Annotated in this window: 16 protein-coding genes; 3 read left to right on the forward strand and 13 right to left on the reverse strand. The window is 71.1% G+C overall.

From position 1 onward, the window contains the following. Positions 1 to 38: 38 nt before the first annotated feature. From ACZ63E_RS23040 to ACZ63E_RS23065, 6 genes are all read right to left on the reverse strand, one after another. The gene (locus ACZ63E_RS23040) at positions 39 to 980 is read right to left on the reverse strand and encodes an acyl-ACP desaturase (RefSeq protein WP_465338174.1); all 942 of its coding nucleotides are present in this window, start codon (positions 978 to 980) and stop codon (positions 39 to 41) included. Positions 981 to 1,094: 114 nt separating this feature from the next. After that, positions 1,095 to 1,916, reverse strand: a complete 822-nt coding sequence (locus tag ACZ63E_RS23045) for an SMP-30/gluconolactonase/LRE family protein (protein ID WP_465338175.1) — start codon at positions 1,914 to 1,916, stop codon at positions 1,095 to 1,097. Continuing rightward, a complete protein-coding gene (locus tag ACZ63E_RS23050; RefSeq protein ID WP_465338176.1) occupies positions 1,913 to 2,278 on the reverse strand; it encodes a DUF1761 domain-containing protein in 366 nt (121 codons plus the stop codon). The genes ACZ63E_RS23045 and ACZ63E_RS23050 overlap by 4 nt, the downstream gene beginning before the upstream one ends. A gap of 78 nt (positions 2,279 to 2,356) precedes the next feature. Continuing rightward, positions 2,357 to 3,241 (reverse strand): ABC transporter permease, encoded by an 885-nt coding sequence (locus tag ACZ63E_RS23055; protein ID WP_465338177.1) that lies wholly within the window; start codon positions 3,239 to 3,241, stop codon positions 2,357 to 2,359. Next, positions 3,228 to 4,019, reverse strand: coding sequence for an ABC transporter ATP-binding protein (locus tag ACZ63E_RS23060; protein WP_465338178.1), 792 nt, complete (start codon positions 4,017 to 4,019; stop codon positions 3,228 to 3,230). The genes ACZ63E_RS23055 and ACZ63E_RS23060 overlap by 14 nt, the downstream gene beginning before the upstream one ends. A gap of 19 nt (positions 4,020 to 4,038) precedes the next feature. Next, on the reverse strand, positions 4,039 to 5,106 hold the full coding sequence (locus tag ACZ63E_RS23065; RefSeq protein WP_465338179.1) for an ABC transporter substrate-binding protein: 1,068 nt from the start codon (positions 5,104 to 5,106) through the stop codon (positions 4,039 to 4,041). A 290-nt stretch (positions 5,107 to 5,396) separates the two neighbouring features. Here ACZ63E_RS23065 and ACZ63E_RS23070 point away from each other — a divergent pair, with 290 nt between their 5' ends. Next, positions 5,397 to 5,795 carry a hypothetical protein gene (locus ACZ63E_RS23070; protein ID WP_465338180.1) on the forward strand — a complete coding sequence of 133 codons (399 nt, stop codon included), beginning with the start codon at positions 5,397 to 5,399 and terminating at the stop codon, positions 5,793 to 5,795. 156 nt (positions 5,796 to 5,951) lie between these two features. Here ACZ63E_RS23070 and ACZ63E_RS23075 read toward each other — a convergent pair whose 3' ends face one another. The 3 genes from ACZ63E_RS23075 to ACZ63E_RS23085 are packed head-to-tail and all read right to left on the reverse strand — an operon-like array spanning position 5,952 to position 9,035. Then, positions 5,952 to 6,959 carry an S-adenosylmethionine:tRNA ribosyltransferase-isomerase gene (locus ACZ63E_RS23075; protein WP_465338181.1) on the reverse strand — a complete coding sequence of 336 codons (1,008 nt, stop codon included), beginning with the start codon at positions 6,957 to 6,959 and terminating at the stop codon, positions 5,952 to 5,954. Next, on the reverse strand, positions 6,956 to 7,627 hold the full coding sequence (locus ACZ63E_RS23080) for an SDR family NAD(P)-dependent oxidoreductase (RefSeq protein ID WP_465338182.1): 672 nt from the start codon (positions 7,625 to 7,627) through the stop codon (positions 6,956 to 6,958). The genes ACZ63E_RS23075 and ACZ63E_RS23080 overlap by 4 nt, the downstream gene beginning before the upstream one ends. A 46-nt stretch (positions 7,628 to 7,673) precedes the next feature. Continuing rightward, entirely contained in the window at positions 7,674 to 9,035 is a 1,362-nt protein-coding gene (locus ACZ63E_RS23085; RefSeq protein WP_465338183.1) for a purine-cytosine permease family protein, read from the reverse strand. A 158-nt stretch (positions 9,036 to 9,193) separates the two neighbouring features. Between ACZ63E_RS23085 and ACZ63E_RS23090 the strand changes: the two genes are divergently transcribed. Further along, positions 9,194 to 10,738 carry a sensor histidine kinase gene (locus tag ACZ63E_RS23090; protein WP_465338184.1) on the forward strand — a complete coding sequence of 515 codons (1,545 nt, stop codon included), beginning with the start codon at positions 9,194 to 9,196 and terminating at the stop codon, positions 10,736 to 10,738. Between the two features lie 29 nt (positions 10,739 to 10,767). Here the strand turns inward: ACZ63E_RS23090 and rpsO are convergent, their stop codons facing one another. The 3 genes from rpsO to ACZ63E_RS23105 all read right to left on the reverse strand — a co-directional run bounded on the left by rpsO (position 10,768) and on the right by ACZ63E_RS23105 (position 14,650). Continuing rightward, positions 10,768 to 11,037 (reverse strand): 30S ribosomal protein S15, encoded by a 270-nt coding sequence (gene rpsO / locus ACZ63E_RS23095; RefSeq protein ID WP_465338185.1) that lies wholly within the window; start codon positions 11,035 to 11,037, stop codon positions 10,768 to 10,770. A gap of 226 nt (positions 11,038 to 11,263) precedes the next feature. Continuing rightward, complete coding sequence (locus tag ACZ63E_RS23100; RefSeq protein ID WP_465338186.1) at positions 11,264 to 13,195, reverse strand: S53 family peptidase; 1,932 nt, start codon at positions 13,193 to 13,195, stop codon at positions 11,264 to 11,266. Positions 13,196 to 13,501: 306 nt separating this feature from the next. Beyond that, a complete protein-coding gene (locus ACZ63E_RS23105; RefSeq protein ID WP_465338187.1) occupies positions 13,502 to 14,650 on the reverse strand; it encodes an ROK family transcriptional regulator in 1,149 nt (382 codons plus the stop codon). An 88-nt stretch (positions 14,651 to 14,738) separates the two neighbouring features. Between ACZ63E_RS23105 and ACZ63E_RS23110 the strand changes: the two genes are divergently transcribed. After that, entirely contained in the window at positions 14,739 to 15,977 is a 1,239-nt protein-coding gene (locus tag ACZ63E_RS23110; protein WP_465338188.1) for an MGH1-like glycoside hydrolase domain-containing protein, read from the forward strand. Here ACZ63E_RS23110 and ACZ63E_RS23115 read toward each other — a convergent pair. After that, complete coding sequence (locus tag ACZ63E_RS23115) at positions 15,956 to 17,728, reverse strand: alpha-L-fucosidase (protein WP_465338189.1); 1,773 nt, start codon at positions 17,726 to 17,728, stop codon at positions 15,956 to 15,958. The genes ACZ63E_RS23110 and ACZ63E_RS23115 overlap by 22 nt on opposite strands. Positions 17,729 to 17,997: the final 269 nt, after the last annotated feature.

Consider the following 17,997-nt stretch of genomic DNA (forward strand, 5'->3'; position numbering starts at 1 on the left):
CCGAGGCGGCCTTCGCCGTGTTCATGACTTCGCAGCCGTCACACCGCCGGGAGGCCTCGGGCCGCCGCCCTGGCCGCCGCGGCGTCACGGCGTTCTTCGAAGCGCGCGGCCTGGCCGTCCAAGCCCTTCAGGAACGTCGCCAGCTCCTCGCGGGCCGTCTCGCCGACCTCGCCGAACCCCTGGCGCTCGAAGACCTTCCAGTACCGCAGCAGCGGCATCACGACGTCGTCGTGGTGGATGCGCAGGTCGTAGATGCCCGCCTTGGCGATCAGCGCCGCCTTGCGGGCGAAGCTCGGGATGACCGCGCCGGGCATCGCGAAGTCGAGGACCTCGTCGGTGATGGCGCGCATCGCCGCGTCCGGGGAGATCTCCAGCGCCGCCTTCATCAGGTTGCGGTAGAAGACCATGTGCAGGTTCTCGTCGGTGGACACGCGCGCGAGCAGCTTCTCCGCCAGCGGGTCCTGGGTGTAGCGGCCGGTGTTGCGGTGCGAAAGCCGCGTCGCGAGCTCCTGGAACGAGACGTACGCGCAGACGCGCAGCAGCGGCTTGTCCTCGGTCTCGTAGCCGGCCTGCATCGTCGCCATCCGCATCCGCTCGAGCTCGACCGGGTCGACCGCCCGCGTCACGAGCAGGTAGTCGCGGATGCAGATGCCGTGCCGGCCCTCCTCCGCCGTCCACCGGTGCACCCAGGTGCCCCACGCGCCGTCGCGGCCGAAGGCGCGCTCGATCTCGCGGTGATAGCTGGGCAGGTTGTCTTCGGTCAGGAGGTTGACCTCGAGGGCGGTCCGGGCGATCGGCGTCACGCGCGACTGCTCAGGGTCCCACGCCTCGCCGCCCAGGTCGGCGAAGTTCCGGCCCTCGCTCCAGGGCACGTACTCGTGCGGCATCCACTCCTGGGCGGCCGAGAGGTGGCGGTTGAGGTTCTCCTCGACCGTCCCCTCGAGCTCGTACATGAGTGCGGTGCTCTCGGAAACGGTCATGCGCACGTCCTTCCGGAATCGGGGCGAGACCTACGGAGCCGTAAGTTACGGTGCCGTAGGTTACGTCAACGAACGCCACCGCCGAGTCGTTCCGTGAGGGGCATCACCGCGCCTTCAGGCCCGGCCGACCTCGACCGGATGCGTCAGGATCCGCCCGGTCCGCTCCGCCCCCGTGCCGACTCCGGACACCCCGCGCCACTCCTGCGTCACCAGGTAAAGCGTGTCTTCGCTCAACGCGCACGCGAAGCACCCGTGGTCGAACGTCAGCCGCTCGAGGACTTCACCACCCTCGCGGAGCCGGGTGCACGAACGGCCCGGCACGTCCGACACCCAGACCGCGCCGGACGCGTCGAGCGCGATGCCGTCCGGCACCCCTTCACCCAGGTCGGCCCACACGCGGCGGCCGGTCAGCCCGCCGTCCGGCCGGACCGAGAACGCCGTCAGCCGGTTCGCGTAGGACTCCGCCACGAGCAGCGTCGAGCCGTCCGGGGTGAGGGCCATGCCGTTGCCGAACTCGATGTCCTCGGCCACTCGCCGCACGACGCCGTCGCGCGTGACGTGCAGGATCGCGCCCGGGCGCGGCGCCTCCCCCGCCATCAGGTCGAACCCGCCGCCGTTGACGTAGCAGCCGCCGTCACCGGCCACGACGATCTCGTTGTAGCCCGTTCCGCCCAGCTCGGCGTGCGTGACCAGGGAACCGTCGGCGGACAGCCGCAGCAGCAGGCCGTCCGACGACGACACGACCAGCGGCCGGCCGTCGAGGAAGCCGAAACACATCGGCATGGTCGGGAAGTCCGCGCGGAAGACCACCTCGCGCGTGCCGCCCGGATCAACGGCCACGATCTCGTGCGCGAGCCAGTCGGCGAACCACAGACGGCCGTCGTGCCAGCGCGGGGACTCGCCGAACGCGATCCCGTCGAGGAGCACGCCCGTCATCGCCACACCGCCAGCACCGCCGCCACGACCACGATCTTCACCAGCCAGTCGCCCGCGTGCAACGCCGCGAGCCGGACCGGGACGCGCTCGTGCAGCACCGAGCCCGCCAGGATCAGCACCGGGAACCCTGCCCAGACCAGCGCGGCCAGGCCCAGGACCGGCCAGGACGTCGCGGCGGCCAGCACCGCGAAGACCACCACCAGCACCAGCGTCCGGGTGAACTCCGCCCCCATCCGCCACGGTGACGGCCGGGCGGCCGCCCCCGCCACGCTCAGCTGCGCCCAGACCCGGCCGAACACCGAGTACCAGACCGCGCTCACCACGAACGCCGCCACCGTCGCCACCAGCACCGGAACCACCATCGCCTGCTCCCTTCGTCGGCTTGCGAAGGGGACGTCGACGCCGAAGCCGTGGCTTCGACATCACCGGGCGAGAAGTTTTCAGAGCGACGAAGTGAGACCGCGGGCCCGCAGCACCGCACGCTCCAGCGGGCGGAAGACCAGCAGCTCGATCCCGATGCCGACCAGCAGGATCAGGAAGATCGCCGCGATCACCGTCTCGATGCTGTTGAGCGAGGACCCCTGGTTGAGGTAGGCGCCGAGCCCGACCCCCAGCTGCGGCGACAGCGCGATCAGCTCGGCCGCCATCAGCGAGCGCCACGAGAACGCCCAGCCCTGCTTGAGGCCGGCGAGGAAGCCCGGCAGCGCCGCGGGCAGCAGGATGTGCCGGGCCGAGGACAGCCGGTTCGCGCCCATGACCTGGCCGACCCGCGGCAGGATCGGCGGGATCTGGTCGATGCCGGAGACCAGGCCGTTCGCGATCGAGGGCACCGAGCCGAGCAGCACGACGAAGTAGATCGCGCCGTCGTTGATCCCGAACCACAGGATCGCGGCGGGCACCCACGCCACCGACGGCAGGCTCTGCAGCCCGGTCAGCAGCGGCCCGATCGCGGCCCGCACCACGCGGACCTTCGCCACGAGCAGGCCCAGCGGCGTGCCGATGACCACCCCCGCGAAGAACCCGAGTGCCGCGCGGTGCACCGACGTCCAGACGAACTCGAACACCTCACCGGTGACGACGCGGCTCCAGAACTCGTCCCACACCGCGAGCGGCGCGGGCAGCTGCGTCTCGGGCCAGAAGGCCGCGGCCCAGAGGACCTGCCAGACGACCACGAGCAGCACGAGCGCGCCCACCGGCGGCAGGAACCCCCAGGCGAAGCGCTTCCAGAAGCTCGGACGGCGTTCCCCGGCCGGGGCGTCGAGCGAGTCCAGGCCCGCGCCGACCGCGTCGAGATCGGCCTCGGCGGCCCGGTCAAGCCGCGGCATGGGTGCTGATCACCTCTCGCAGGTGCCCGGTGATCTCGTCGGAGAGCTCTTCGGGATCGGCCAGCGGCACGTCGGTCCACTCGCGCACGACGCGTCCCGGCCGCGACGACAGCAGCACCACCCGCTGCCCGAGCCGGACCGCCTCACGGACGTCGTGGGTCACGAACAGCACCGAAGTGCCGGTGCTGCGGTAGACGCGCAGCAGCTCACCCTGCAGGACGTCACGCGTGATGGCGTCGAGCGCGGCGAACGGCTCGTCCATCAGCAGCAGCGCCTGCTCGGTGTCGCCGCCGACCCGCAGGGTCGCGGCCAGCGCGCGGGCGAGCGCGACCCGCTGCCGCATCCCGCCGGACAGCTCGTGCGGCCGCTTCTCCCCCGCGCCGGTCAGCCGCACCAGCTCCAGCAGCTCGGCGGCCTTCGCCCGGCGCTCGGCCCGGCCGAACCCGGCCAGCCGCAGCGGCAGCTCGACGTTGCGCGCGGCGGTCAGCCACGGCATCAGCGCGGCCTCCTGGAACATGACCGCCGGCCGTGACGTCGTGAGCGTGATCTCCCCCGCCGACGGCGCGTCCAGGCCCGCGACCAGGTTCAGCAGCGTGCTCTTGCCGCAGCCGGACGCGCCGAGCAGGCAGACGAACTCCCCGGGCGCGACCGCGAGGTCGACCCCGTCGAGCGCGACCACCGCCCGCCCGGCCGGGCCGAAGGTCTTGCGTACGCCGTCCAGGCGCACCGCGGCCGCGCCGGGAGGACTGGTCCGGCCGGTCGGGAGGGTGGTGGTCATCGTGAGCTGCCTCTCCGGGTCACTTGGCGAGTTCGGGCGCGTTCACGGCGGGCTGGTTCTTCTCCTTGAGCACGTCGTTGAGCGGGCCGAAGTCGGCGAAGCCCTTGAGCGCGACCGCGGTCTTCACCACTCCGGCGGTGACCGAGTCCTGTGCGAGCTGCGGGAACTCGGCCGGGACCGGGTCGGTGGTCAGCTCGATGCCGGAGAAGGCGCGGTCGATGACCGCGGGGCTCAGGCTGCTGCCGGCGAGCTCCTTGAGCGCGCCGTTGACGACGGTCTTCGCGTCCGCCGGGTTGGCCTTCGCCCAGTCGATCGCGGCCAGCTGGCCCTTCAGCACGGCGCGGACGGTGTCCGGGTGCTGCTGCAGGAACTCGCTGCGCACGATGACGACGGTGGTCGGGAAGCGGCCGCCGGGCCACAGGTCCTTCTCGTCGACCAGGACCTTCGCGCCGGCGTCCAGCACCAGCCGCGACGCCCACGGCTCGGGCAGCCAGCCGCCGTCGACCTCGCCCTTCTTGAAGGCGTCGAGCGTCTTGGAGTTGTCCAGGTTGGTGATCTTGACCTGGCCGGTCAGGTTCTTGCCGGCGAGGAACTTCTTGAGCGCGACGTCCTGGGTGTTGGCCAGCTGCGGCGTCGCGATGGTCTTGCCCTTGAGGCCGTCGACGCTGGTGATGTCCGGCTTGACGACCAGCTGAGCGCCACCCGAGACAGCGCCGGAGATGAGCTGGATGGTGCCCTTGGACTTGGTGAAGGCGTTGATCGCCGGGCCGGAGCCGATGAAGGCGATGTCGAGGGAGTTGCCCAGCAGCGCGTTGACCTCTTCGGGGCCCGCGTTGAACGTCTGGGTGGTGAGCTTGGTCGAGCCGAGCTCCTGCTTGAAGAAGTCCTTCTTGACGCCGATCAGCGCCGGCGCGTGCGTGACGTTCGGGAAGAACCCGAGCCGCACCTCGGCGGCCGCGCCGGCGTTGGCGGCGGGCGCGGCGCTCTCCGCGGCGCGGGAGCAGCCCGCGAGCAGGCCGACCGCGGTCAGGGCGGCCAGGGCCGTCAGCGCCGGAGCCAGGAAGCGGGTTCTGTGGTGGGTGCGCACGTCGGCGTCGCCTTTCGGGGATCGGTGTTCGGGGCGAGGTTCGCACGGTCACCCACTGGGGCGCATAGCCATCCGCATCCCGGGAATTCTCGTGAGATTCCTTGACATCGATGGCCAGTGCCCCTACGGGGGACCTGTTCTCAGGTGGTGCCGGACGAGCATGCGGGGTGCGGAGCCCGCTGTCCGATGTTCCCGGCATCTGGACGCCCAGTCAGGAAATCCCCCGATCCGGGCAACCGCTCGCTCCACCCGAACGTGGTATGGGTGACCACGAGATCGGGAGGGATGTCATGACGAGCACCGCACACCGAGGAGGCCAAGGGGCCACGGGCGTCCGCGTGGCGCTGGTCGTGCTCTTCGTCGGCCTGGGCCAGGCGTCGTTCGAGTGGCTCCGGTCGCTCGGCATGGACGCGGCGACGAGCCTGGTCGTCTGGGCGATCCCGGTCCTGACGGGCGGAGCCGTGGCGCTGGTGCTGTGGCTCGCTTCGGACCGGGCGTTCCTGCTGCGGAACTGGCTGCCGGTGGCGGTCAGCATCCCGGTGTATCTGGGTGGCGCGTTCGGCCTGGCGACGGCGACCGCAAGTTTGGTGGCTTCGGTGGTGACCGGGGTGGGGTTCGGGATCGCTGTGGTTGCGGTCGCGGGGTTGGTGCGGTCGCGGCGGCAGGCGCGGGAGCCGGTGGGTCGCTGAGGAGCCAGTAGCGGCCCGGAAAGGTCATGAATGACTCATTCATGACCTCTGACGAGGTGAATGAGTCATTCACGACATCGCAGCGGCCCGCCGGTCACGTTCGCCCCGACTTTGCCGGGACCCTGCCAGGGAGGGCGGGCCCCGCGGTGGGGTCGGTCAGTGGCGCAGCAACAAGGACACGTCGCCGAACTCGTGCCACAAGTACCGTCGCTCCACCGCCGCGTCATACGCACGCTGGACCAACCCCGCTCCCGCCACCGCCTCCAGCAGCAACAAGTGCGACGCGTCCGGTGTGTGCAGCCCCGTGATGATCCCGTCGACCACGCGGGCCGGCCGGTCCGGGCCCAGCACCAGATCCGTCCACCCCTCGGCCGCCCGGACCACACCACCGGACGAAGCCGACTCCAGCGCTCGAGCCGCCGTCGTGCCCACCGCGATCACCCGGCCGCCACGCTCACGCACCCACGACACCAGCGCCGCCGTTGTCGCCGGGACTCGGAAGCGCTCGGCCTGGGGTGGCTCGGCCGCCTCCGGGGAGGACACCCCCGTGTGCAGCAGCAGCGGCGCGAACAGCACCCCCGCCGTCACCAGCCGGGTCACCAGGGCCGTCGTGAACGGACGGGCCGCCGACGGCATCTCCGCGCTGCCCGGCTCGCGGGCGAACACCGTCTGATAGTCCGACAACGGCCATGCCCGCGGGACGTAGCCGTACCGGATGGGCCGGCCTGCCGACGCCAGCAAGCCCCTGACCGGCACGGACACCGTCGCCCGCCACAGCCGGGACGCGCCCGGGACCGCCGGGGCCAGCAGCGTCAGCGACGCACCCTCGGGCAGCTCCACACGCTCGCCCGCGCGGCCGTCGAGGAGTGGCCCACCAGGGGCGCGCAGCTCGACGATCCACGCGCCGTCGTCCAGCTCCGTCGCGAAGTGGACGACCAGCGGGCGGCCGGCCCGGGTCGCGTCGAGCGCCGCCGGGAGGGTTCCCGATGTGTTGACCACCAGCAGGTCGCCCGGCGAAAGGTGCGAACCCAGCGACGAGAACACCGTGTGGTGGACGCCCGACGGCGAAGCGACCAGGAGGCGGACCTCGTCGCGGGCCAGGCCGCGGGCCTCCGGGGGCGCCGAGGCCGACAGCTCGTCCGGGAGGTCGAACCGGATGCTCATGCCGTCACCAAAAGGTCGGCGGCGCGGTACCGGCCGCTCGGCGGGCGCTCGTCGAGCAGGCGGAGGAACGCCGGGACCACGGACGACGGCAGCGGGCGGTCCGAGATGTCCTCGCCCGGGAACGCGCGCTGGTGCATCGCCGTGCGCAGGTCGCCCGGGTCGACCGCGTACACCGCCAGCTCCGGGTTCTCCACGCCGAGCACGGCGGTGAGCTGGTCGAGCGCGGCCTTCGCCGAGCCGTAACCGCCCCAGCCTTCGTACGGCTCGACGGCGGCGTCCGAGCTGACGTCGACGACCACGCCGCGCGCCGCCGTCAGCGCGGGCAACAGCAGCTGCGTCAGGGCGAGCGGCGCGAAGACGTTCACGCGGTAGACGTTTTCCAGCTCCGCCAAGGGATATCGGCCCAGCGGCGGCAGCGGGCTGACGCCGAGGGAACTGGCGTTGTTGACGAGCAGGTCAAGAGACGGGCAGGCGTCGGCCAGTGAAGCGCGGTGGGCCGGGTCGGCGACGTCGCCGGGGACGGCCGTGAAGCCGGTCTCCCGGGCCGCCGCGGCCAGCGCGGCCGCGTCCCGGCCGGTGCCGACGACCGTCCACTCGCGACTCACCAGGGCGGTCGCGAGCGCGCGGCCCAGCCCGGCGGACGCGCCGGTGATCAGTGCGGTGGGCATGGGTTCCTCCTCGAGAGGGCTACCCCGCCATCGTGAAACCTCTACATTACTTGAGGTCAACCGGACGCCGGAGCAGGAAATACGCTGCCAGCGAAACGACGAGCCCGACGTAGTACGCGAGATCCGCGCCGTGCAGGGCCGCGGCGACCGGTCCGGTGTAGAGGGACGTGTTCATGAACGGCACCGCCGCCCCGAACCCCACGACGAACGCCACCACCGCCGCCCAGGGCCGGACGGTCACCGCCGCGAGGACGTCCACCCGCTGCCCGCCGCGGGTCCGCGCGAGCCAGTCCGGCACGACCACCCCGAGGAACGGCGGGATCCAGTAGCTCACGAACAGCAGGACGTTCTCGAACTTCGCCGAGAGGTCGCCGCTGTGCATCCAGAGGATCAGCGCGAACGCGAGCACCGTGACCAGCACCGCCGACACCGGGCGCCGCAGCCGGACGCCGACGGTCTGCAGGGCCAGCGAGCCGCTGTAGTCGTTCATCGCGTTCGACGACACCGCCGCGAGCGCGATCACCGCCAGCGCGAGCGCGCCGAGGAACCCACCGCCGAGCAGGTGCGCGACCCCGGCCGCCGTCTGGTCGCCCAGGGACGCGCCCAACGCCAGCCCGAGCCCTTCGCCGATCGCGTACGACGCCGTCAGCCCGAGCAGCGTCGCCCAGAAGACCGCCCGCGACGACGTCTCGACCGGCAGGTAACGGCTGAAGTCCGACGCGTACGGCGCCCAGGAGATCGCCAGCGACAGCGTGATCGTCGTGAACAGCACCACGCCGCCGGCCAGGTCGGTGCCCGACGCGGTGTCGGCGGCGGCGACCGGGTGCCCGGAAAGGACCTTCACGGTGAGCGCGGCGAAGGCGAGCACGAGCAGCACGCTCATCACCGCCTGCACGCGGTGGATCAGCGCGTAGCCGAACACCCCGAGCGCGCACTGCAGCACGAGCACGATCAGCACCGCGGCCCAGAACGGCAGCCCGGTCAGCTCGGCCAGCGCCTCCCCGCCGAACAGCCCGACCAGCGCGTCCCAGGCGATCGAGCCGAGCCATTGCACCAGGCCGGGGAGCACCACGGCGCGGCCGAACGGCAGCCGCGCGAGCGGGAGCTGGCCGGTGCCGGTGCGCGGTCCCCAGGTGGACAGGTACGCCACCGGCAGCGAGCCGAGGACGGTGCCGGCGAGCATCGCGGCCAGCCCGGTCCAGAACCCGAGGCCGAGCGACGCGGCGAGGGTGCCGGTGAAGACCGCCGTCATCGTCAGGTTCGGCGCGAACCACACGCTGAAGAGCCGCCACGGCTTCCCGAACCGGTTGCCCGCCGGGACCGGCGCGATCCCGTGGGTTTCGATCGCCAGGTCACGGCCTCCGGTGGGCATCCGCCCGCCGAAGACGTCGGCGTCCAGTCCGCTCATGTGCTGCCTCCTCGTCGGCGTCACCCTAAAGCGCGCCCGCCCGGTGTAACGCGACGGCCCGAACGGGCGAATCACGGTTAGCCGTTGCCGGACCACCGCGGGGTCCCGCCAGGATTGCCCGAAGCTGGATCCGCGAAGCACACCGAGAGGGTGGTGTGGTGCAGCATCCGCGGACGCTCGCGATGACCGGCCTGCTCACGGCCGGTTTTGCGCTCGGCGTCACCGCGTTGGCGCTGAAGGCGGCGGAAGGCAGCCACTCCGCGCTCGACACCGCGCTGAGCACCGTCACCGGCTTCCTGTTCCTCCTCTCCGGCGCGGTCGCGCACGTCCGCCGCCCGGCCAACCCGATCGGCGTGCTGATCGCGCTCGCCGGGGTCGCGCTGTTCCTCGAAGACCTGCAGTTCACGCGCAGCCCGCTGCTGTACACGATCGCCGTGCCGCTGCGGGCCGCGTCCAGCCCGGTGATCGCGCACCTCGTGCTGGCGTTCCCGCACGGCAGGCTGCGGTCGCGCTGGGAGCGGCTGCTCGTCGTGGCCGCGTACCTGGTCGTGCTCGGCTCGGGGGTGGTCGGGCTGCTGTTCAACGACGACCCCCGCGACCTCCTGGCGATTTCGCCCGACTCGGCGGGCGGCGCCTTCGCCGACCGCGCGCTGGAGCTCGTCGCGACGGCGATCAGCGCGGGCGTGGTCGTCGTCCTGCTCTACCGGTGGCTGTCCGGCCGGCTGCCGCAGCGACGGCTGCTCTCGCCGGTGATCGTCATCGCGCTGTTCGGCGCGCTGGCGTCGGGCACCGGCACGGCGCTCGGGGACGGCCATCCGCTGTCGGCGCCGCTGCTGCAGCTCTACCGGATCCTGTTCTGCCTGTGGCCGCTGGCGTTCCTCGTCGGGGTGCTGCGCGCCCGCGTCGGCAACGCCGAGATGATCCGGCTGCTGCTGGAACGCGACGGCACCGGGCTGGCGGCGCTGGTGCAGGACGACGAGGTGTGGAAGGACAGCCGGTCGATCGACGCGCTGAACGCGGCCGCCGGGCTGGTGCTCGACAACCAGCGGCTCACCGCGGAGCTGGAACAGCGGCTGGCCGAGGTGCGGGCGTCACGCGCCCGGCTCGTCGCGGCGGGCGACGACGAGCGCCGCCGCCTGGAGCGCGATCTGCACGACGGCGCCCAGCAGCGGCTGGTCAGCGTGGTGCTGCTGCTGCGGATGGCCGACCGCAAGCACGGCGGCGCGCTGCCCCCGGCCGTCCGGGGGCTGCTCACGGGCACAGTCGACGAGCTGCAGACGGCGATCACCGAGCTGCGCGAGCTGGCCCGCGGCATCCGCCCGGCGATCCTCACCGAGGCGGGCCTGGTCCCGGCGGTCCGGTCGCTGGCGGACCGCATCCCGATCGAGGTCGCGCTCTCGGTCGGCGAAGTGCCGCGGGTGGACGCGGCGGTCGAGGCGACGGCGTACTTCGTGGCGTCGGAGGCGCTGACGAACGCGTTGAAGCACGCTCAGACCGACCACGTGGACGTGCGGATCGCGATCGAGGAAGCGCAGCTGCGGGTCGAGGTGACCGATTCGGGCGTCGGCGGCGCGGACCTCGAGGGCGGCACGGGACTGGCGGGGCTGCGGGACCGCGTGCAAGCGCTGGGCGGAGAGCTCGAAGTCCGCAGCGGCGCCGGCGGGACCACGGTCTGCGCGGTCATCCCGCTGGCGGGCTCGTGAGCGTCCGCTGACGCCCACGAGCCCTCCGGTCACTTACGCAGGCCGAGACGCGCGATGAGCGTCCGGTAGCGCTGGATGTCGGTCCGGCGCAGGTAGGCGATCAACCGGCGACGGCGGCCGTTGAGCACGTGCAGCCCCCGGCGGCTGTGGTGGTCCAGCCGGTGGGTTTCGAGGTGCTCGGTGATCTCCCGGATCCGATGGGTCAGGAGCGCGATCTGGACCTCCGGGGAACCGGTGTCACCCGGGAAGGTCGCGTACTCCTCCATGATGGCTTGCTTGCGTTCGGCTTCGAGCGCCATGAACTCCCTTTCGAGGAGTGCTGGCCGGCGCGAAGCTCCGCGGGCTCAGGACGGCCGGGCGGGTTCGCGCTGACCGGGAAGGTCTTGGTCGGAACCGGCGAACATGACGCTCTCCTCTCGTGCGGGGTGGCGCTCCGCAAGATAACCCCGGATCCCCCGGCGTCCCAGCGAATAACGGAAGGCCCCCTCACCGACACGGCGAGGGGGCCTTCCGATCAAGGCGAAACTAGACGAGCAGCAGGAACAGCAGCCCGTTGGGCGTGCCGAGACCCGTCACGTCGTCGTAGCCCGGGGTCGTGTGGATGGTCAGACCCTGGTAGTCGAGCGTGCGCACCGAGGTGAGCAGGCCACCCGAAGCGTCGGTCGAGTTCGCGTAGTCGACGCGCTCCACCGCGGCGTCCACGTGCTTCACGTCGCTGATCGCCGGGGTGCGCGAGGTCAGCTTGTAGATCACGGGGTTGATGAAGCCGTGGTGGAAGTGGTCGAAGCTGTCGGCCACCGCCATGATGCCGGCGAACACCGGCGACGCGAGGCTCGTGCCGCCGATCCGGTACTGGTCGTAGTAGGCGCCGTCCGGGAAGGTCTGCGTCTGGCCGACCAGGAAGCCGGTGTTCGGGTCACCGATCGCCGAGATGTCCGGCACGACGCGGCCCTTGGTGTTCCCGGTCTGGTTCTTCTTCGCGAGCGCGTCCGGCACGACACCCTTCTGGTAGAAGGGCTGCGTGAACAGCCGGCTCGTGCCGCCACCGGAACCGCTGGTGTAGGCCGCCGGGCCGTAGACGCCGTTGGTCAGCGAGGACTTGCTGGTCTCCCAGCCGGTCTCGAAGATCCGCTTGCCGTCCTTGCCGATCGCGATGGACGTGCCGCCGACCGCGGTGATCCACGGCGCCGAGGCGGAGAAGTCCGGCGACGGCGTGCCGAGGCGCAGGACCTCGTCACCGTTGTCGCCCGAGGAGAAGTAGACGCCGATGCCCTCGAGCACCGCCTGCAGCGAGATCTGGTTGAAGACCTTGACCTCGTCGGCCGGAATGTCTTCACCGGTGTCGCCGTAGGAGTTCGACACGATGTCGGCCTTGTGGCCGGCGATCACGTAGTTCAGCGCCACGTCGAGGGCGTTGTCCTCGCAGGACTCGCCGCCGACGTACAGGATGTCCGCACCCGGCGCGAGACCGTGGGCGGCCTCGACGTCGAGCGTCTCCTCGCCGTACCAGCCCGCCGCGTCGCACTGGTCCGGCGGCTCGAGGACCGGGTTCGCCGGGAAGACGTGCTGCTTGAACTGGCTCTGCTTCAGCGGGTGCTGCGGGTCGTTCTTCTTCGCGTAGGTGCTCGCGTCGGAGTAGATCGTCGGCGAGGCGAACGCGTCCACGATGGCGATCGTGGTGCCCTTGCCGTCCGCGCCGACCTTGTCGACGCCGTAGGCCGAGCGCAGCTGCGCCGGGGTGTAGCCGCAGGGGGCGTACGGCAGGTGCTTGCCGTTGTAGGCGGGGTCGGTGGTGTCGACCTTCTCGCCGTAGTACGCGCTGCACGGCTTCGCGTTGCGGAAGCCGGGCCCGGGCGGGACGTCGGACGGCGTCGCGGAGCCGGTGGCGTGGTCGGGCTTGAACAGGTTGGTGGCCTGGTCGACACCGACAACACCGAGCACGTCGTTCGCCAGGTTCGCCGGCACCGACAGGTTCTTGTCGGCGGCGCGGAGGGTCTGGCCCTTGACCTTGTACTTGCCCAGCTTGACCGCGAAGGCGTTCTGCGTCTGGTCGGCGGTGCCGGTGGCCTCGACGTACGCGCGGTTCGACGGCACGTCGCCGATGCTGAACCCGCTGCCGGTCAGCCACGCCTTGACGGCGTTGACCGTCGCGTCGCTGGCGGCGAACCGGTCCCGCACCTGGTCGGTGCTCAGGAACTGGCGGTAGGTCTTGCTGTCCGGGTCGGACACGGCCTGCGCCAGCGCCTCGGCGCCGGCGTTGTCGCGCTGGTTCAGGTAGACCCGGAAGCTGAGCTTGGACGCGGGCGCCGTGTCGGCGACCTTCGCCTGCGCGTTCGCCCACAACGGGTGCGACTGCGGAATGTCCTGACGTCCCTGCGCGGACGCCGTCGCCGGCAGGGCGCCGGTCAGGCCACCCACCACCGCGAGCGAAAGGAGCAGGGTGGAGCTTCTTCGCACAGAAATCTCCCTCTTCGAAAGCGGCCCCCAGTTGAAGGACCTAGAACACCGGACGAGACTAGATCGGCGTTCCCTTCGCGGGAAGTGCTTGCGGAACCGTTATCTGGTCGCGAATTCACGTGCGCACGGGCGTGGTACGGAAATCCGATTTGTCGTGCGGAAAACGCGAAGAATAATACTCAATGCGCGGTAAGTCCGGTTCGTGACCGTATTACGGACCACGCCGGCCGGGCCCCCGCCACCTACGAAAGTCGGATGCTCCGTCCACTCTGGACTCCCCCGGCCGTGACGGCACTTCGGCCGTGGTCAGGCCCGCGCGGCGAGCCTGAGGTCCACCTCGGCCGGGGCGAACACGGACTCCACGACCATCACCACGGCCCCGCCGAGCGCTTCGCCGCGGCCGCCGATTTCGACCTGCAACCGCTGTGTCGCGCGCGGCAGCGCCCGCCGGTAGAGCACTTCGCGGACCCCGGCGACGAAGTGCGGTTCGGCGAGGTCGCCGGCGACCACCAGCACCCCCGGGTTGACCACGCAGACGAGCGTCGCGAGCACCTCCCCCACCTGGCGCCCGGCGAACTCGGCCAGCCGCACGGCGGCGGGCTCGCCGGCCAGGATCCGGTCGCGGACGCCCGAGCCCGACGTCGTCGGCAGGCCCAGCTCGGTCAGCCGGGCGGCCAGCGCGCCCCCGCTGGCGACCGCCGCGAGGCAGCCGAGCGAGCCGCACATGCAGCGGGCCTCCGGGTGGCCGGGCAGGCGGATGTGCCCGATGTCGCCGGCGCCGCCGTCGATGCCGCGGTACACCTCACCGCCGATCACCAGCCCGGCGCCGATCCCGGTGGACACCTTGACGACCACCAGCGCGGCCGAGTCCGGGTGCCGGGCGCGGTGCTCCCCCAGCGCCATCAGGTTCGCGTCGTTGTCGACCAGCACCGGGGCGCCGAACCGCGCGCCGAGGTAGGCGTCGATCGGGTAGCCGTCCCAGCCGGGCATGATCGGCGGCTGCGTGACGCGGGCGCGGCCGGGTTCGACCGGGCCGGGGACGGAGATGCCGACACCGCAGACCGGCCGGTCTCCCTCCGCGAGCATCGCCTCGAACCATTCGGCGATCCGGCCGAGCACGGGTTCCGGGCCGTCGGCGACCCGCACGGCGCCCTCGCGGTGCGCCAGCCGCCGTCCGGACAGGTCGGTGAGCGCCGCCTCGGCGTGCATCGTGTCGATGCTCGCGGCGAGGACCACGGCGTGCCGGTCGTCGAAGCGCAGCTGCCGCGCCGGGCGGCCGCCGGTCGAGTCCTCCTGGCCGCCTTCGATCAGCAGACCGGCCGTCTGGAGCTGCTCCAGGCGCGCGGTCAGCGTCGAGCGGGACAGCCCGCTGCGCACGAGCAGGGCCTTGCGCGTGGTCGCCTGCCCGGTCCTGACCAGCCGCAACAGCTCGCCGGCCGACGTCGGAGCCGTCATCCCGAACCCCCTCTTCGGTCTGGTGGCATCATCTCAGTCCCGGACTTTTGTCCATTGACAAGACATAAGTAGGAGATAGATTGGACACATGGACGTAACATGGGGGCGGGCCGCGGCGGTCCTGGCGGACAACTGGCTCGGCGCGTCCACGGTGCCTTCGCGCGGGCTCTACCCGCACCAGTGGAGCTGGGACTCGGCGTTCATCGCCTTCGGCCTGCGTCACCTGGACCCGGCGCGAGCGCGGCTCGAGCTGGAGACGCTCTTTTCCGCGCAGTGGCGCGACGGCCGCGTGCCGCACATCCTCTTCAACCCGGACACACCACCGGAGGCCTATTTCCCCGGCCCGGACTTCTGGCGGGCGAACCGCACGTCCGGGCTGATCCAGCCGCCGGTGCACGCACGGGCGGTGCTCGCCGTGCACCGCGCCGAGCCCGACCCCGGCTTCCTCGCGACGCTGTACCCGAAGCTGCGGGCCTGGCACGAGTACCTGCGGGTTTCGCGGGACGCGGGCGGGCGCGGGCTCGCGGCGATCGTGCACCCGTGGGAGTCCGGGATGGACAACAGCCCGGCCTGGGACGGGCCGCTTTCGCGCGTCACGCCGGTGGGCGGGTTCGTCCGCCGCGACCTGCAGCACGGCGCCGCGGCCGACCGCCCGAGCGACGAGGACTACGGCCGGTACGTCCGGCTCGCGGCCGCCTACCGGGACAGCGGTTACCAGGATCCCGGCGATTTCGCCGTGGAGGACCCGGGGTTCAACGCGCTGCTGGCCGACGCCGAGCTCGCGCTGGCCGAGATCGCCGAAGAGCTCGGCCTGCCGGCGGCCGCCGCCGGCCACCGCGAGTCCGCGGCACGCGTCGCGAAGGCGATGCAGGAAACGTTGTGGGACAACGGCTTCTTCTTCGCCCGCGACGTCCGCACCGGAACGCTCGCGCCCGAGCACACCTGCGCGGGCCTGCTGCCGCTGCTGCTGCCGGACCTGGCCGTCGCCCCGGCACTGCTGGCGACGGCCACCGGCCCGCGGTTCCGGCTCGGGAGCGTCCACGGCGTCCCGAGCCACGACCTGACCGCGCCGACGTTCGACCCGGCCCGCTACTGGCGCGGGCCGTCGTGGTTCAACGTCGGCTGGCTGGTCCGGGAGGGTCTGCTGCGCCACGGCGAGCACGCCCTGGCCGCGCACCTGCGTGACGACCTCGTCGCGACGGCCGCCCGCACGGACTTCGCCGAGTACGTGGACCCGCGCACGGGAGAGGGCCACGGCACCCGCTCGTTCAGCTGGACCGCGGCCCTCACCCTCGACCTCCTCGCTCAGCCCGCCGCGGTCGCGTAGTCCGACCCGAGCCAGGTCTCGTCGATCCGCAGCCGCTTGTACCGGGTGCTGTCGCTGGACGCCGCGTACGTGCTCGTCACCTGCAGCCGCACGTACCTCGACGTCACCGCCGACAGGTCGACGAACTGGACACCGCGGTGGCTCGGGAGCGTGCCGGACTTGACCGCGCTCCCCCAGTTCTTGCCGTCGCTCGAGACGAACACCTGGTACGCCTTGATCCGCGCGGACTGCTCACCCTCCGATCGGGCGTAGCTGACCGAGTCCTCCCGCTGGTTGATCCCGAGGTACTGGACCTTCTTGGCCGAGCCGAGGTCGTAGTCCAGGTTCACCGGGAGCGTCTTGTTGTTGTCGAAGTAGGTCAGGTAGTCGCCGTCGCTCGCCGCCTGTCCACTGTGGCCGGTCGCCGACGCGCTCGCCTTGAGGGTCACCGTCTTCGGGTCGTACGTCCCGACGCGGCCGGCGGTCTCGACCTTGAACACCGTGTCGTAGGTGTCCCAAGAGGACAGACCCGACAGCGTCAGGCTGCCGCCCCCCTGGGTGAAGGTGATCGGGGTGCCGGTTCGCAGGTTCGTCACCTTGCCGACGCGGTAGCCGTTGTCGCGGATCTTCAGGGTGCGCGTCGACGGCTTGGTCAGCACGTTGACGTACTGCGTGTCGCCCTTGATGGTGATCACGCCGTGCGCGCCGTCGTTCCAGAAGCCTGGTTGCATGCCGCCGTACAGGTACCCGGCGCCTTCGGTGCCGCCGAGCGACTCCCAGATCCCGTCGAGGTAGGTGCTCGCGAAGTTGTTGAACGCCTCCTGGTTCGACGGGAACTTCCCGTTGACCATCGCCGTTTCGGCCATCAAGGACTTGATCGACGAGCCTGAGTTCGTGACCAGCCGGCCGATGTTGAGCTTCTTGTCGACCGAGGAGTTCGTGCCGCCGTACCACCACGAGCCGCTGTCGGGCAGCTTGAAGCACGCCTCGGTGAGCCGCGGCATCGCCGTGTACGTCGCCTGCGGGTAGTCGTAGGACGGGCTCATCCCGGTCTTCTGCTCGTTGCTGATCGTGTCCATGATCGGCGTGTCTTCGTTGTTGTTGCTCAGCAGGTAGTCCGGGCGCTGCTGGTAGATCTGCTTGTACAGGTCGTGGGACTCCCAGTAGGCGTTGTCGTTGTCGATCCAGAACCCGCCGAGGTCGGGGTAGTTCTTCATGACCTCGAAGAAGTTGTCGTAGCTGAACTGGCCGAAGCCGTCCTGGCTGTCGAGGTTGACGGTCTTGCCCTTGTACTTCGAGTAGCCGGCCGAGTCGAGCCACTCGTGGCCGCCCTCGTCGTGCCACTGGGCGTCGTTGGTCATGTAGAGGATGACCTTGAGGCCCTGGGGTTTCGCGGCGGCGATCAGCTCGCCGAGGAAGTCCCGCTTGGTGGCACAGCTGCCCGGGATCTTCGACGGCCAGGCCCGCGAGTAGCCGAGCCGGCTGTGGAACGAGGCGAGCACGAGGTAGGACGCGTGCAGCTTCTTGGCTTCGCCGACCCAGTAAGCGGGACTCCACCCGCCGTCGGTGACCGCCTTCTCCCAGGCGCTGCAACTGGTGTAGCCCGGCGAGGTGCGCATGCCCCAGTGCAGGAACAGGCCCGCCTGGCTGTCGCGAAGCCACTGCTGGGAAGGCTTTTGCAGATCGGCCGACGCCGGTGCGGCGAGGAGCCCGGACACCACGAGCGCCGCGGCGAACGCGACGGCTATCCGGCGGAGGAACCTGGCTGACATGAGTGACCTCCAGTGGTCTGGTCCACTCGGTGGTGTACTCCTGCGTTCGCCGGACGGTCAACCCTCAGGTCCGACCTTTTTCGCGTGTTTCGACTGCCGGTACACCGAATCTGCCGCCATACGGGTTAAATATCTGATATATGAAGCTAGAGATCCGATCTCTGCTTGACTGGGCGTCCGGGAGGCGAGTAGATGTTCAGGCCAGAGAGCGCTTTCGCTCGAAGACCACCGCTCCGGCGACACGGGCAGCACGCCGCGCCCCCCAGAGC

It is taken from the genome of Amycolatopsis sp. NPDC104819 (assembly GCF_055583145.1).

Bases quoted from the DNA above. Each gene is read 5' to 3' on its own strand.
- ACZ63E_RS23075 (WP_465338181.1), bottom strand. From the start codon at position 6,959: ATGAGCATCCGGTTCGACCTCCCGGACGAGCTGTCGGCCTCGGCGCCC.
- ACZ63E_RS23085 (WP_465338183.1), bottom strand. From the start codon at position 9,035: ATGAGCGGACTGGACGCCGACGTCTTCGGCGGGCGGATGCCCACCGGA.
- ACZ63E_RS23080 (WP_465338182.1), bottom strand. From the start codon at position 7,627: ATGCCCACCGCACTGATCACCGGCGCGTCCGCCGGGCTGGGCCGCGCG.
- ACZ63E_RS23050 (WP_465338176.1), bottom strand. From the start codon at position 2,278: ATGGTGGTTCCGGTGCTGGTGGCGACGGTGGCGGCGTTCGTGGTGAGC.
- ACZ63E_RS23105 (WP_465338187.1), bottom strand. From the start codon at position 14,650: ATGACGGCTCCGACGTCGGCCGGCGAGCTGTTGCGGCTGGTCAGGACC.
- ACZ63E_RS23070 (WP_465338180.1), top strand. From the start codon at position 5,397: ATGACGAGCACCGCACACCGAGGAGGCCAAGGGGCCACGGGCGTCCGC.
- rpsO (WP_465338185.1), bottom strand. From the start codon at position 11,037: ATGGCGCTCGAAGCCGAACGCAAGCAAGCCATCATGGAGGAGTACGCG.
- ACZ63E_RS23045 (WP_465338175.1), bottom strand. From the start codon at position 1,916: ATGACGGGCGTGCTCCTCGACGGGATCGCGTTCGGCGAGTCCCCGCGC.
- ACZ63E_RS23040 (WP_465338174.1), bottom strand. From the start codon at position 980: ATGACCGTTTCCGAGAGCACCGCACTCATGTACGAGCTCGAGGGGACG.
- ACZ63E_RS23115 (WP_465338189.1), bottom strand. From the start codon at position 17,728: ATGTCAGCCAGGTTCCTCCGCCGGATAGCCGTCGCGTTCGCCGCGGCG.
- ACZ63E_RS23110 (WP_465338188.1), top strand. From the start codon at position 14,739: ATGGACGTAACATGGGGGCGGGCCGCGGCGGTCCTGGCGGACAACTGG.
- ACZ63E_RS23055 (WP_465338177.1), bottom strand. From the start codon at position 3,241: ATGCCGCGGCTTGACCGGGCCGCCGAGGCCGATCTCGACGCGGTCGGC.
- ACZ63E_RS23060 (WP_465338178.1), bottom strand. From the start codon at position 4,019: ATGACCACCACCCTCCCGACCGGCCGGACCAGTCCTCCCGGCGCGGCC.